The sequence below is a fragment of the Pseudomonas sp. PDM10 genome, assembly GCF_014852295.1.
Taxonomy (GTDB): domain Bacteria; phylum Pseudomonadota; class Gammaproteobacteria; order Pseudomonadales; family Pseudomonadaceae; genus Aquipseudomonas.
In genome coordinates, this window is record NZ_JACVBJ010000002.1 from 815,251 (window position 1) to 830,741 (window position 15,491).

Consider the following 15,491-nt stretch of genomic DNA (forward strand, 5'->3'; position numbering starts at 1 on the left):
ATTCACTCTTTAAAGGGTTGCGACATGCTGTTGATAGCGTTCGTAGGCTTGCTGACAGGCCGCCACATTGTCTGCGATCGGCAAGGTTTCGCTGGCTGGATCGAACTTCACGCAGCGCTCGCATAGATCCTCCAGGCTGTCTTCATGGCCGTTTTCCCAGGAGATGCACCACGCCGCCTGAATCGCCGCGCCAAGGGCCGCGGCTTCGCTTTGTTCGGTGCAGATGACTGGGGTGTTCATGATGTCAGCGACGACCTGTCGCCACACCGGGCTTTTCGAGCCGCCGCCGATCAGGCAAATGCTGCGGCTTTGTAAGCCATTCTGGCGCAGCAGGTCCAGCCCATAACGCAAACCGAAGGTCGTGCCTTCCACCACGGCGCGGCACAGGTTGGACTGGGTCAGGTTGGTCATGGTCAACCCCAGCAGGCTGCCGGTGGCATGGGGCAGGGCGGGGACGCGCTCGCCGTTGAGGAACGGCAGCATGCACACGCCTTCGGCGCCGATGGGGGCTTGCGCGACGAGTTCGTTGAACTGTTCGATATCCAGCTCGAACAGCTCGCGAATCACCCCGGTCGCGTTGGTCAGGTTCATGGTGCAGATCAGCGGCAGCCATCCACCGCTGGAGGAGCAGAACGTTGCGACGCAAGCGTCCGGACTGACTGTCGGCTGGTCAGCGTAGGCGTACACCGTCCCCGATGAACCGAGGCTCATGGTGATTGCGCCGGGCTTGATATTGCCGGTGCCGATTGCGCCCATCATGTTGTCGCCACCGCCGCTGGAGACCAGCGCCTGCGGGTTGATGCCCAGGTGTTCGGCGATGCTCGGCAGGATCGTGCCGACGGCTTGATGAGCGTCGATCAGCTCTGGCAGCGCGGCTTGCAGTCGCCCGGTGGCATCGATATCACGCAGCAGCTGCAAGTCCCATTGGCGGGTGCGCACGTTGAAATACCCGGTGCCCGAGGCGTCGCCGTACTCACTGCAACTGCGGCCGGTGAGCCAATAGTTGAGGTAGTCGTGGGGCAGCAGGATGCGCGCGATGCGAGCGAAAATCTGCGGGTGTTGTTCTTTGGTCCAGAGCAGTTTGGAGACGGTGTAGCCCGGCGCGATCACAACGCCGAGGCGTTCCAGCGAGCCTTTTTCGCCACCCAGATGGGCCAGCAGGCGGTCGTTTTCCGGGGTGGATTCGGTGTCACACCAGAGTTTGGCCGGACGCAGCACCTGACCCTGATCGTCGAGCAGCACCAGCCCGTGTTGCTGGCCGGAAACGCCGATGCCGAGGATGTCCTGGCCATCGACCTTTGCCGCGAGCAATGCACGGCGGGTGGCAAGCGCGAAGGCTTCCAGCCATTGCGAGGTGTCTTGCTCGCGACGGCCGTTGGCGCCAGTGATCAGGCTGTGCGCGGCGGCACCCTGGCCCAGCACCTCACCGCTGACGGCGTCGAGGATGATGGCTTTGGTGCCTTGGGTGCCGCAGTCGATGCCGAGGAATAGTTGTTGGTTTGCCATGGGCGGTCCTGCTGGTTTGTAACGTTAATCTGAAAACCACCCCTCACCCCAGCCCTCTCCCCAGAGGGGAGAGGGGGAAAGGGGGCCGATCTTTGTGCTTTTCAAGCCTGAGTTCGACTCGATTTTTCAGGTCGATGTAGCACCAAGAGCAACTCGGTCAGCCCCCTCTACCCCCTGGGGAGAGGGTTAGGGTGAGGGGTGGTTCTCTCTGACACTCAAGCCACCTAGGCCAGCACCCGCTCCAAAGTCCGCGTCACCCCCCCATCCCGCAAGCTGTTACAGCACCACTCAAACGCCGCCACAAACTCGGGCGAATGCGGGATCGCCGTACCAAAAATCTCCTCAACCGCCAGCAACCGCTGCGTGATCAACGCATCATCCGCCACCAACGCCTGACAGAACGCCGCCCGCGGATCAGGAATGCTGTAGGTCTCGCCATTCTCGTCCACGCCCTTCAAATACAACGCCCAAGCGGCCACCACCAATGCCGCACGCGTCGTCTCTCGTCCATCGGCAATCAATCGATTGATCGTCGGCACAGTGAACTTCGGAAACTTCGACGAACCGTCCGAACACACGCGCTCCAGCTGATCGGCAATCGCCTGGTTGGAGAAGCGCGCCTCCAGGGTGTTTTTGTACTCGGTCAGGTCAATCCCCGGCACGGGTGACAGTTGCGGGGTCACGTCCAAGTCCATGTAGGCACGCATGTAGCGCACGAACAGCGGGTCGTTCATGGTTTCGTGAACGAAGCGGTAACCCTTCAAAAAACCCAGATAAGTGAGTGCGAGGTGACTGCCGTTGAGCAGTTTGATCTTCATCTCTTCATAAGGCGTGACGTCGTCAGTGAACTGCACGCCGACCTTTTCCCAGGCTGGCCGACCGTTGACGAACTTGTCTTCCAGTACCCACTGCACAAACGGTTCGCAGACCACCGGCCAGGCGTCGTCGATAGCGTGTTTATCGTGCAGTTGCAGCTTGTGTTCGGTGCTGGTCATCGGCGTGATGCGGTCGACCATCGCGTTGGGGAAACTCACGTTGCTGGCGATCCAGTCCCGCAGATCGGCATCACGCAGGGCGGCGAACGCCAGTAACGCTTTGCGAGTGACCGCGCCGTTGTGCGGCAGGTTATCGCAGGACATCAAGGTGAACGCCGGTGTGCCGGCTGCACGACGTTTGGCCAGTGCGGCGCAGAGAAAACCGAACACGGTTTTCGGTGCGTTCGGGTGCGCCAGGTCGTGCTGGATTTGCGGCAGCTGGGCCATGAACTCGCCGGTGCTGTCGTCGATGCAGTAGCCGCCTTCGGTAATGGTCAGCGAAACGATACGGATCTCGGGGCTGGCGAGTTTGTCGATCAGCGCTGCCGCGCCGTCTTCGGCCAGCAGCATGTCGCGAATCGCGCCGATGACCCGGACTTCGGTATCGTCGGTATCGCCCAGCTCGAACAGGGTGAACAGGTAGTCCTGCTCTTTGAGATCGTCCCGGGCGCGGCGGTCTTCGGCGCGCAGGCCGACGCCGCAAATCGCCCAGTCCAGACCTTCGCCGGTATTCATCAACGCATCGGTGTAATACGCCTGATGCGCCCGGTGGAAACCGCCGACGCCGATGTGCGCAATGCCTTGGTGGGTGTCGCTCAGGGCGTAAGCGGGCAGGACCACCTCGGGGGCGAGGCGGTTGAGGTTCTGTTTATTCAGTTTCATCAGATGCTCTCTAAAATCAGGCCGCAGCACGCAACGGGCGGGTCAGCGCCACGCCGTCGGCATCGAATAAATGGCAGTGCTCGGCGTCCAGGTGCAGGCTCAACGACTCGCCATAACGGCTGGCCAGGTCGCCGCGAACGCGCATGGTCAGCGCTTCGCCGGACGAGGTCACCACGTGGCAGAAGGTGTCGCTGCCCAGGCGTTCGCTGACGTCGGCGGTGACCTGCAAAGTGCAGTCGCCGGTTTGCGCGAGATTCAGATGCTCCGGGCGAATACCCAGGGTGACCGCGCCGCCGACGCTCAGGTTGGCGCCGCTCAGCGGCAACGTGATGCGGGTGCCGGCATCCAGCAGCACTTCGCAGCTCTGGCTTTCGACGCGGGTGACTTTGCCCTTGAGGAAGCCCATTTTCGGCGTGCCCAGGAACCCGGCGACAAACAGGTTGGCCGGTTGGTGATACAGGTCCAGGGGCGAGCCGACTTGTTCGACTTTGCCGCCATTGAGTACCACGACTTTGTCGGCCATGGTCATGGCTTCGACCTGGTCGTGGGTCACGTAGATCATCGTGGCTTTGAGTTCTTTGTGCAGGCGCAGCAGTTCCAGGCGCATCTGCACCCGCAGGGCGGCGTCGAGGTTGGACAGTGGCTCGTCGAACAGGAAGATTTTCGGATTGCGCACGATGGCCCGGCCGATGGCCACGCGCTGACGCTGACCGCCGGACAACTGTTTCGGTTTACGTTCGAGCATCGGCCCGAGTTCGAGGATGCGCGCCGCTTCGCCGACTTTCTTCTCGACCTCGGCTTTCGGTACGCCAGCCAGGTCGAGGGCAAACGACATGTTTTTGCGCACGCTCATGTGTGGGTACAGGGCGTAGGTTTGGAACACCATCGCCAGGTCGCGCTTGGCCGGGCTGACTTCGGTGATGTCACGGCCATCGAGTTCGATGGTGCCACCGCTGACTTCTTCCAGACCGGCGATCAGGCGCAGCAGGGTGGATTTGCCGCAGCCCGACGGGCCGACGAACACTACGAATTCTTTATCACGGACTTCGAGATCAATGCCCTTGATGATGGAAAAGCCTTCGAAGCCTTTTTGCAGATTCTTGATTTTCAGGTTGGCCATGATGATGGGCCTCCACTTGTTGTTATTCAGTTGAGCCGTGCGGGCTTTTTTGTGGGAGTGAGCCTGCTCGCGATGAGGCCGCCTCAGTCAGCATCACTGTTGAATGACACTCCGCCATCGCGAGCAGGCTCGCTCCCACAGTGGTCGCGTTGAGTCGGCGATCTTCATTTCACGGCGCCGAACGACAGACCGCGGACCAATTGTTTCTGGCTGATCCAGCCGAAGATCAGGATCGGCGCGCAGGCCAGGGTCGATACCGCCGACAACTTGGCCCAGAACAACCCTTCGGGACTGGAGTACGAGGCGATCAACGCAGTCAGCGGCGCGGCTTTCGACGAGGTCAGGTTCAGCGACCAGAACGCCTCGTTCCAGCACAGGATCAGCGACAACAACACCGTGGACGCCAGACCGCCCTTGGCGATCGGCAGCAGCACCCGGACCATTTCCTGCCACAGCGTGGCACCGTCGAGGCGCGCGGCTTCGAGGATGTCCTTGGGGATGTCTTTGAAGTAGGTGTAAATCATCCAGACCACGATTGGCAGGTTGATCAGGGTGTAGATCACGATCAGCGCGATGCGCGTATCGAGCAGGCCGAAACTCTTGGCCAGCAGGTATATCGGCATCAGCACGCCCACTGGCGGCAGCATCTTGGTGGAGAGCATCCACAGCAGCGTGCCTTTGGTGCGCTTGGTTTCGTAGAACGCCATGGAGTACGCCGCCGGCACTGCGATCAGCAGGCACAGGGCGGTAGCGCTGAAGGAAATCACCACCGAGTTCCAGGCGAAGCTGAAGTAGTCGCTGCGCTCGTTGATGTGCAGGTAGTTCTCCAGCGTGGGCGTGAAGAGGAACTGCGGCGGCGTGGCGAACGCATCGATTTCGGTTTTGAAACTGGTCATCACCATCCAGAAGATCGGGAAGAAGATCAGGATCGCGATGGCCCAGGCCAGGGTGCCGAGCAGCAGGCTTTGCAGACGGCGGGATTGTTGAAGGGTCATGGCGCAGGCCTCAGGCTTTGTCTGTCAGATTTTTGCCGATCATGCGCACCAGCACGATGGCGGCGATGTTGGCGATCACCACCGCGATCAAACCGCCGGCGGATGCCATGCCGACGTCGAACTGCACCAGCGCCTGGTTGTAGATCAGGTACGCGAGGTTGGTCGAGGCGTAGCCGGGGCCGCCGTTGGTGGTGGTGAAGATTTCGGCGAACACCGAGAGCAGGAAGATGGTTTCGATCATCACCACCACGGCAATCGGGCGGGCCAGGTGCGGCAGGGTCAGGTGCCAGAAAATCGCGATCGGCCCAGCACCGTCGAGGCGCGCGGCTTCCTTCTGCTCCTGGTCGAGGGACTGCATGGCGGTCATCAGGATCAGGATCGCAAAGGGCAGCCATTGCCAGGACACAATGATGATGATCGACAGCAGCGGGTAGTGCGCCAGCCAGTCCACCGGCTGCGCGCCGAACAGTTTCCAGACGTAGGCGAGAATCCCCGACACCGGGTGGAAAATCAGGTTCTTCCAGATCAGCGCACCGACGGTGGGCATGATGAAAAACGGCGAGATCAGCATCACCCGCACGATGCCGCGACCGAGAAACTCACTGGCCTCCAGCAGCGCACTGATCAACACGCCGAACACCACGCTGATCAGCAGCACGCTGCCGACCAGCAACAAAGTGTTGGTGGCTCCGGGCAGGAACCCTGAGTCACTGAGGAAGTAGCTGAAGTTCTCAAGTCCCACGAACTCGTTTTCGCCGGGGTAGAGCAGGTTGTAGCGGATCAGCGAGAAGTAAACGGTCATGCCCAGCGGCACGATCATCCACAGCAGCAACAACGCCACCGAGGGACTGACCAGGAACCAGCCGGGGTTGGCCAACCGGCTTTTACGCACCGGTTGGGGAATGTCCATGTGAGCTTTGGCAGTTGAAATATTCATGGTGATAGAACCGATTCATGCAGACCTATGAAGATCTAATGTGGGAGCGAGCCTGCTCGCGATGGCGGTGTATCAGTCCCCGCAATGTCGAATGGGAGGTCGTCATCGCGAGCAGGCTCGCTCCCACAGAAGGCGGGAGCAGGTTGTGGGGTTACTTGGGGTAACCGGCGCGCTTCATTTCACGTTCGGTGGTTGACTGGGCAGCGGTCAGGGCCTGGTCGACCGTGGTCTGGCCGATCAGCGCTGCCGAGAACAATTTGCCGACCTGGGTGCCCACGGCCTGGAATTCAGGAATGGTCACCAACTGGATGCCGATGTACGGCACGGGTTTGAGGGTCGGTTTGCTCGGGTCCGCGGCTTTCAGCGATTCAAGGGTCACCTTGGCGAACGGCGCAGCCTTCATGTACTCATCGCTGTACGTCGAAGCGCGAGTACCTGGCGGCACGTTGGCGATGCCGTCTTTCTCGGCAACCAACGCACCGTATTCCTTGGAAGTGGCCCAGGCGCTGAAGGTTTTCGCCGCGTCCTTGGCCTTGGAACTGGTCGGAATCGCCAGTGCCCAGGAATACAACCAGGCCGAGCCCTTGTCGGTGGTCTCGTGCGGTGCGTAGGTGAAACCGACGTGGTCACTGACCTTGCTTTGGGTCTTGTCGGTGACGAAGGAGCCAGCGACGCTGGCATCCACCCAAATGGCGCATTTGCCACTGTTGAACAGCGCGAGGTTTTCGTTGAAACCGTTGCTCGACGCGCCCGGCGGGCCGGATTTTTTCATGGTGTCGACGTAGAAGTTCAGCGCGTTCTTCCACTCGGGGCCGGTGAATTCCGGCTTCCACTGCTCATCGAACCAGCGCGCACCATAGGCATTGGCGACGGTGGTGATCAGCGCCATGTTCTCGCCCCAGCCGGCCTTGCCGCGCAGGCAGATGCCGTACTGTTCTTTATCCTTATGGGTGAGTTTGCTGGCGAATTCACTGATTTGGGTCCAGGTCGGGTGCTCGGGCATGGTCAGCCCGGCTTCCTTGAACAGATCGGTGCGGTAATAGGTGACGGAGCTTTCGGCATAGAACGGCAGGGCATACAGCGAACCCTTGACCGACAGGCCTTCACGCACCGATGGGAACACGTCGTCGAGGGCATAAGACGCCGGCAAATCCTTCATCGGCTCCAGCCAACCTTTGGCGCCCCAGAGTGCGGCTTCGTACATGCCGATGGTCAGTACATCGAACTGTCCGCCCTGAGTGGCGATGTCGGTGGTCAGGCGTTGGCGCAGAACATTCTCTTCCAGCACCACCCAATTGAGCTTGATGTCCGGGTGCTCGGCCTCGAAGGTTTTCGAGAGTTTTTGCATACGGATCATGTCGCTGTTATTGACGGTGGCGATGGTCAGGGTCTGGGCGCCGAGGCTGACGCTGCTGAGGGTCATGCAGGTGAGGGCAAGCAGAGCTTTTACAGAATGTTGCATCGTGCACTCCTTTTCTGCACCCGGCGGGTTACAGAAGGACAGTTATTGTTTTTGTGTCTTCCGACGGCAGGAAGAATGTGCACTGATTACAGCCTTCAATTGATGACGTGACAAATCATCCATCGCACTTCAATCGATACTATTTTGCACTGGACTTTGAGGGGAGAGGTGCAGGGAACGGGTTTTCAGCGGTTAAAGCCTATTGAATACGTACAGGTTTTCAGTGCGAAAACAGGTCTTAACCTGTGGGAGCGGGCTTGCTCGCGAAGGCGTCGTGTCAGTCAACATCACTGTTGAATGATCCATCGCTTTCGCGAGCAAGCCCGCTCCCACAGGGATTTGTGGTTAACCAAGGTTTTGTTCGGTCAACCGCTGCACCGCCAACCGCCGGTAATGCGATGGCGTCATGCCCTTGAGCTGCTGGAAGCGCCGATTGAAGTTGGAAATATTGTTGAAGCCCGACTCGAAACACACGTCGGTGACCGGTTTGTTGCCATCGGCCAGCAGCTCGCAGGATTTGCTGATGCGCAGGCGATTGACGAATTCGATGAAGCAGCGGCCGGTGGCTTGCTTGAACACACGACTGAAATAGGTCGGCTTCATGCCCAAGTGCTCGGCGACTTCTTCCAGCGGCAGTTCCCGAGCGTAATGCGCGAAGATGTAATCCACCGCCCGGTTGGTGCGATCGATATTGTGCTCGTCGGCCAATTGCGGCGTCGTGGCCCCGGACAGCAGCTGATAGTCGTCAGAGGCGGCCAACAACTCCAGCAGAATGAAAAAGTGCCCGAGACGCGTCACGCCTTGGGTATCGGCGATGCGCTGCATCAAGGTCATGGCCTGGCGGATGGTGTGCTTGCAGCGAAACTCGATGCCGTACTGGGCGCGCTCCAACAGTGGCGCCAGTGCCTTGAGTTCGGCAAACACCAAGTGGCCGCTGTCGAATAGCTCGTCCGTGAAATTGACCAGCATGTCGCGCTTGGGCACCACTTCGTCTTCGGCCACCTGGCTGATCCAGTTGTGGGGCAGGTTGGGGCCGGTGAGGAACAGCGATTGCGGATAGAAATTACCGATGTAGTCACCGATGAACACTTTGCCGGAGCTGGCGACGATCAGATGCAGTTCGTATTCCTTGTGAAAATGCCAACGCACCAGCGGGCAAGGGAATCCGTGCTGACGGTAGATGATGGACAACCCGTTGTGGTCGTCCATCAATTCGTAGGAGGGGTCTGTCACGCGGGCTGTTCGTGTCATGTCAGGATGCTTTTCTTGTTATCGCTGTTCGATCATGCCTCTTTTGGCGCCTGCTGTGCCAGCCTGCCACGACTTTCGCTAACGGGGGACCCGATCGCGCGCTTTCATCTGGTTTACCGTTCGGCAATAAGAGACGATGTTGGACTCTTCAATGAAATCGACGTTGATGATGTTGCATTTTGACGCCCAGTCGCTGGTATTCGGATCGAACCAGGAATCAAGATCGTCATGAATATCCACGGGGCCACCGAGCGCGCTGTAACTGGTGGCGGAAAGTGACCACGGTGCCCCTGTGCCTGGCGGGTATTTCAGTACATTAATAATGTGCTGCTTCAAATCAGCGGCGTTAGTGATACCGCTGCCAGACCATTTGTGCCTGATCTGCTCGTGAAATACAGTTCGATCAAGAGCGCTGTGCCATGGAGCGGCGACCAGTATCCTTTGCAGTGGGCTGATTTGCTTGAGTCTCTCAAGGCTCAGGCCCTGGTTTTGGACAGGAATCATCCGGTGGTCGATAAACCTCAACATCATGTCGTTGAAGTAGTTGAAGTCAAATGGATGCTCGCCATTCTTGAGTTGGTGAAAGTCCACAATGACAAACTCATCTGGATTTTCCATAAGGAATCTATTTAGGTCGGTTATCAGGTTTCCCAGCGTGCGATTAGAGCGATGACTGTCATGTGTAAATATGAATTTTCCTAACCCCGGGGCAGCGGCGTCATAGATCAGGCGGGCGTCAAGTACTCGAGACCCATGACACAGTTGGCTATAGAACGATTCATGCTGACAGGCCACCCAGTGGGGGGGAGGGCCGAAAAAAGGCCAGGGCGCTTTCCAGTCGCAGCCGGCGTTATGAGTGCCAGGTAGCGTCAGTTCGCTGAGGGATAAAGTGTTAATGGCTGGCGTGGCGGACATCCAGTTGTTATTGGCGTAGTTGCTCATTTAATGCATCCTTGCATTAATTTATAAGAAGGGTTGATGGCGCCGAACTTAAGTAAGTTTGGCTGGGTACTTATAAAGTTGAGTGTCAGGCTCGGTCAATAATAGTGATAATGCAAAATGTTTGTTGTTGGCGTAAGTTCTATCGCGGATTCCGATTCTTTGCCTCAATCCATTGCGCCATGTATTGCGTACTTTTGTGATGGTGATGACGCAACATACTTCCCATAAAGTTGTCGTTTCTAAGTTGTGCCAGATGTTGTTGGCAATGCAACAGTTTTTCGATCAGTGCCGGACCATGCTCCGATTGTCGATAACGATCGGCCAGCAATGTCTTCCCTTGGGATTGGGCATCCGTCCACAGAGCCTCGTCCTTGTACAGCTGAACCGCGCACTCGGCGAACGCCTGTGCCGTTCGGGTCACAGCCCCCGGCCAGAGATGTTCGCCATGCATCGCTTCTGCGCCGATTGGCGTTGTGACGGTGGGCGTGCCACACAACATGGCGTCGACAATTTTGCCTTTGATTCCGGCACCGAAGCGTAGGGGGGCCAGACAAATCCGCGCGCCAGACATGACCTGCAATGCATCTTCCGCCCAATTCATTACATGAAAACCCTGGCCGGGGTTGTGCAATGCCGTCGCTTTGGGTGGTGTGTAAGCACCGTAAATGTGCAGTTGAGCTTTTGGCAGTTGTTCGCGGATCAGCGGCCAGATAGTGGTTTTCATCCAGAGCACCGCATCCCAGTTGGGCGCATGACGGAAGTTGCCGATGCTGAGAAAGTGCGCGCGGTCTTCAAAAGAAACCGGTGGCACGCTCGGTAGATCGACCATCAGCGGGCACCAGTGCAGCAAGTGGCGCGGCAGCTTGAATTGCTCGACCAGCAACTCGATCTCTACTTCAGAAATCATCAGATTCAGGTCGCAACGATAAATCGCTGCGATTTCCCGTTTGGCCAGATCGGTCTCGGCCATGAGCTCAAACTCTTCACGTAACGCTGGTGCGAATAGCTCATTGAAGTCATTGGTGTCGTCGCTCGCCTTCAAACGCTCCTTGAGGCGTTGATGGCGGGCATCTCGCAGGCTTTGCAGGTCGGAAGTCTCAAGCACGCGCAAGGCATCCGGGCAGTGCTTCTCAACTCGCCAACCGAACTGTTCTTCCATCATGAACCGATCGAACAAAACGATATCCGGGGCCAGTTCGCTGATGAACGTGTCGAAACTGCTGTTGTTCAATTCGATCGGAACTTCGCGAATGCCCAACACCGTCAGGTCTGCCCGATGCTCACCGGAGCTGGCCGGACTACTGAAAGTTATGTCCCAGCCTTGCTGCAAGAAAGTCTCGAGAATTTGCATCATATGCCCACCGGCCGCTGAAGAACGGGGCTCGGGCCAGACGTAACCGATGACCAGGACTTTGGTTGCGTGGGGCTGGGTCATGAACCGGTATTCCTTGATGTAGGTAGATGGGCGCGAGAGAGGGGCACCATTAAATCACAGCAGACGGAACTGAAGTTCACCTCACGGGAATGGAACCCTGTCCTAGATTCAGCCGTATAGGTCCGGTAATGCGCTTGTTTCCGGCTCCCTTCAACATTGCGCGTAGATGGGAGAGATTGGCTTGAAAAGCCGGAGCATTCGTCACCGACTGACTCAGTAACGAAGTAACAACGGCTTGGGAGTCAGCATTAAGTAAACCGGGCGCCTCGTTTAGAAACGGCACGATGTCACCCTCCGATGGGTTGAGCAGCACTCCGACATCTTTACCGGCAAGCCTGCTGGAGGGGGCAATATACTCACTACCCTTGGCCAGATTGAGCAATTCGGATACTTCCGTGTCACCCAGCCCCGAGGACTTACTAAGACTTTTGTCTGCGTAGAAAAAATCCAGAGTGCCTGGCCCGCCATGAGACATTTCGTGCACCAATATGTCAGCGATTCTGCTGTCGTCGTATTTCATGCGTCGGTAGTAATGATTTAGTTGGTCGGCATAGAACACTATGAATTGTTCGTGTGCTTGATCTGCCTTCGTAGAGGCTTGCCAGGCCTTGTAGCGATTGGTGTAAAGTCCGCCCATTACATCCCCTGCGCTGGACCCATCAACCATGAAGTTACTGATCGAGACAGTCTTGAGATCGTCTCTCATGATTTTGAGACCGTCCAGATACCATTCGATCACCTCATCCGAGTCCGAACCGAAGAACGCCTTGAGTACGAATTTGCTGTCAACGTCGTGAATTCGCTTGCCCAGTACGTCAATTGCAAAGTCGATTTTTCGGCCCGCAATGGGTAACGCGTTGGTGATGACGGTTCGTGCATAGCTTTTAGGCATGACTCGATGCAAGCCGGGTACTCGCACCAAATCATTGGTGACACGAAAGTTCTTCAAAGCGGGGCCCCACGGTTCGCCAGTCCGCAGATTGAGGGCATACCACTGGTGCTTGTGGCGAATAGCCAAAATTGAGACAGCTTCAGCAGAGTCTCCCAGCGATTGCCATGTACCTTGCCTGACATCCGTACGATTGGCCGCCCTGAACAGGTCATAGGATTGTGCGCGTCCCGTGAGCCGTTGCAGCTGAAACGTCGCGTTGTCCAGGGCAACCGCTCCCTGTTTGCTCAATTTAAGGAAACCCTTTTTAAGCAGATTGACACCACCAAACAACAATTGAGGCGTGCCATCCAAAGGATTGAGGATTGAGAGCGTCACACCGACACCAATCCTGGCCAAGTGGGCGGTTTTTGCGGCCAGGGAGGCGGTCTTGGCTGCTGCGTTCGCAAACTGTGCAGGGACACCGATCACCACCGCGAGAATCGCAAGCCCATCGATGATGCACCCGACGGCACCTTCAGCCTGGCGCGTCTTGTCATCCGAAGAGAGGTCCTCAATGCATTTTTTGAATGGCACAATCAAATCAATGATGAAGGTGCCTATGCGCTCGGCTTTTTCTCGCTCAAGCTCCAGCGCCGTTCTACCCTCGGCATTGCGGTACAGCTCTTCATACGTCGCGAAGGGGCGGTGCTTGAAGATGAAGCGAGCGATAGCCTCAAACTGTTCGGTGCAAAAGCTATGGTATGGACTACTGCGCAAGGGTGGAAGTATCGACGGGGCAGACAGTACTCCGAGTTTTTCGATCACCGCCTTACTGGAAATATCGTCTCGAGGTGCAACTCCCTGACTGTAAGCGACGAAATCAATCGGCAAGTGAAAGGGGGCGACCGCCGGACTTGGGTCAGTCAAGTTCCCCTTGAAGTCCAACCGGGAAGTTGAATTTAATTTGCCCGAGTCGACAAGTAAGCGACCCAGCCTGGTATTTTTTCGACATTCGCCGCGCAGAGTGAACACTTCATAACAGCTGACGCGGCCCTGGTAAGTCGCACAGAGGACTATTCCGTAACGGCAGATGGCCGCGTCTTTGTCGATCTGTCTCTCTGTCCGTTGCGCAGGTTTGGTGTTCACGCCGACAAGACCGACTGAACTGGCTGGCGTGCTGTGCAGGGCCGCTACCGACTCTCGAATCGTATAAAAACTGATTTCGCCCACCTGAAGTGCGATCCGATCCTGATCGGGCAACTGTGCCAGGGCGAGTTTTATATTAGTGACGACACCGGCTTCAAGTTTTTCATAGTAGGCATCGAATGCGGGCTCAAACAGCTCACTCACGGGATACAACGATGTGATTTGCGGGAAAGACTTATAAATGCTGGTGCCACTTCGGTTCCACTCACCTGATGCAAGATCATCAGACATGTGCAAATCCACCATCGACATCTTTAGTGATGATCCGCGATTGGCGTAAAATCCTTTCCCTGCCTGTACCAGAATTTTTTTGTCGAGATAGTCGCACCCCGGAAGTTCTTTTTGCAACTGTGAAAGTGCGAGGGCCTGCCGGGAAGGCAGAGGGCTGGTGAGTGCATGGATAACACTATCGAAGTGACCGATATATTCGCTGAAGGCGGAAGTCGCAACATGCAATGCGTGTTCATTGTAATTGCCATGCGTATCAGCCGAAATCACTCCATTTAATGCTGCCCAGTTGATAATAGGGTTGATCGCCACAACACTGTGTAGCAGCGAGAGTTCTGAAGTCACAGGCTCAAGCGCCGCAAAGTCCAGCAGCTGACTGTACGTCATCATCCGAGACGATCCGGGGTCATTGAGCTCGGCCAACGCTACGGCCTGACTGAATGTGACCCAGGCCGGGGAGCCCAGTCGTAATGACTCGGGCAGGTCCCTGACGAGAAACTCAGGCGCGATACCCGCAAGGAGGATAAACGAAGCCAGCGGTGTCGCACGGCCTGCCTCTTTGTTCAATCCGGCGAGGTGATCTTCAAGATCCCCACGAACAGCGAGGGGACTACGATCAACGTTACCAGGCTGATAGAGGTCATAGCCTGCGATCTGATTTCGTGTTTGGCCAGCCGATGAATCAAATCCAAGGATGACCGCTGCCAACAGCAACGACTGTACGTGTTCTTTACAGGCGTCTTGTCCATCATGGGTGCCATACCATTCCACAGCGGCGAGGTATTCGCGTCCATATTCTATTGCTCTCTCGGTTTCCAGGATCTGGTCCAGCAGGTAACCGGCTCCCGCTTCCACCTGTTCGATGGATTTATCTGAAATGACTGGTCGAGCGAGCTCCTCCAGAATTTCATGAGGGTGCTTGAACACCTCACGGGTGAGCGCCATCACTCGCTCACGTTCCGCTGCGCTCAGCAAAAACGGGGAGCTTTCAGCGCCCGAGATTGCTTGCCAGTAGTTACCAACCGGAGAGGCATTGGGTAAATCGAGGTGTAGAAACCTGATCAGGTTTTTTGTTTCGCCCACCGTCTTCGGGATATTGAACTGATGGAAGGTTAGCCACTGTTCAACGCTAATAGGGTCGTTGAAGTAAATATAACCGCCCGCCATCTCTGCCAATTCACCTATCACTGATAATGAATGTTCGAGACCAGGAAAATATCTAAATTCATCCCTCAGGCTTATCCAAGGGGTGTGTCGGCGAACATCGAGATCACCGCGCACATTGACTCTAAGGCAAGTTTCTTTGTCAAAAATAGTCAGGGCTTCGCTGAGCTTGGAAAAGTCGGAAGTGTGAACCATTTTTTCCAGAAGCACTCTTCCTGGCTCATAGGCCTCATCAAACGGAGTGCCTGGGCGGTGGGGAATATGGATGTTCGAAAGATCGACAGGTTCATTGTCTTCTGCGCCCTGGATGATAATTTCAAGTGCACGAATAAAATCCTCTTGTTCACCTCGAATTGTTTTTGTCAGTTCAAAGTTGTCAGGTGTCGGAGGGGGTGAGGTGATGATGCTGCTCATAAGTAAATCCGTTGACTTTGTGTGGGTTGAAAGTTGGCGGAAATACTCTTTTAATTCGATCTGGGAAGCAAAGAGCGTTGTGTTAGTGCGTATTTCGACAGCGAAGTTTGATGGGTTGTGTTTATTTGCGAAGGCGCACGCTCTAAAGGTAATAAATAGACAATGTTTGCCGGCAGGTGGCAAACTATTGGAGAGAAGAATCAGTTTCAGGGGGAGGTAAGTTATTGATGTTGTATTAAGCGACAGCAAGCGTGGCACTGAGC

Annotated in this window: 10 protein-coding genes; all 10 read right to left on the reverse strand. The window is 56.6% G+C overall.

Annotated elements, in window-relative coordinates; translation table 11 throughout:
• Positions 1 to 9: 9 nt before the first annotated feature.
• Positions 10 to 1,506, reverse strand: coding sequence for a xylulokinase (gene xylB / locus IB252_RS10365; protein ID WP_192408421.1), 1,497 nt, complete (start codon positions 1,504 to 1,506; stop codon positions 10 to 12).
• A 224-nt stretch (positions 1,507 to 1,730) separates the two neighbouring features.
• The gene (locus IB252_RS10370) at positions 1,731 to 3,203 is read right to left on the reverse strand and encodes a mannitol dehydrogenase family protein (protein WP_192408422.1); all 1,473 of its coding nucleotides are present in this window, start codon (positions 3,201 to 3,203) and stop codon (positions 1,731 to 1,733) included.
• A gap of 16 nt (positions 3,204 to 3,219) precedes the next feature.
• Complete coding sequence (locus IB252_RS10375; RefSeq protein WP_192408423.1) at positions 3,220 to 4,323, reverse strand: ABC transporter ATP-binding protein; 1,104 nt, start codon at positions 4,321 to 4,323, stop codon at positions 3,220 to 3,222.
• A gap of 164 nt (positions 4,324 to 4,487) precedes the next feature.
• Complete coding sequence (locus IB252_RS10380; protein WP_111450004.1) at positions 4,488 to 5,318, reverse strand: carbohydrate ABC transporter permease; 831 nt, start codon at positions 5,316 to 5,318, stop codon at positions 4,488 to 4,490.
• 10 nt (positions 5,319 to 5,328) lie between these two features.
• Entirely contained in the window at positions 5,329 to 6,255 is a 927-nt protein-coding gene (locus IB252_RS10385; RefSeq protein WP_046055095.1) for a carbohydrate ABC transporter permease, read from the reverse strand.
• Between the two features lie 151 nt (positions 6,256 to 6,406).
• On the reverse strand, positions 6,407 to 7,717 hold the full coding sequence (locus tag IB252_RS10390) for an ABC transporter substrate-binding protein (RefSeq protein WP_192408424.1): 1,311 nt from the start codon (positions 7,715 to 7,717) through the stop codon (positions 6,407 to 6,409).
• Between the two features lie 345 nt (positions 7,718 to 8,062).
• Positions 8,063 to 8,968: an AraC family transcriptional regulator gene (locus tag IB252_RS10395; protein WP_192408425.1), complete on the reverse strand. Its 906-nt coding sequence runs from the start codon at positions 8,966 to 8,968 to the stop codon at positions 8,063 to 8,065.
• Between the two features lie 78 nt (positions 8,969 to 9,046).
• Positions 9,047 to 9,910, reverse strand: coding sequence for a phospholipase (locus IB252_RS10400; RefSeq protein ID WP_192408426.1), 864 nt, complete (start codon positions 9,908 to 9,910; stop codon positions 9,047 to 9,049).
• Between the two features lie 139 nt (positions 9,911 to 10,049).
• Positions 10,050 to 11,345 carry a glycosyltransferase gene (locus tag IB252_RS10405; protein WP_192408427.1) on the reverse strand — a complete coding sequence of 432 codons (1,296 nt, stop codon included), beginning with the start codon at positions 11,343 to 11,345 and terminating at the stop codon, positions 10,050 to 10,052.
• A 76-nt stretch (positions 11,346 to 11,421) separates the two neighbouring features.
• Positions 11,422 to 15,486 carry a hypothetical protein gene (locus IB252_RS10410; RefSeq protein ID WP_192408428.1) on the reverse strand — a complete coding sequence of 1,355 codons (4,065 nt, stop codon included), beginning with the start codon at positions 15,484 to 15,486 and terminating at the stop codon, positions 11,422 to 11,424.
• Positions 15,487 to 15,491: the final 5 nt, after the last annotated feature.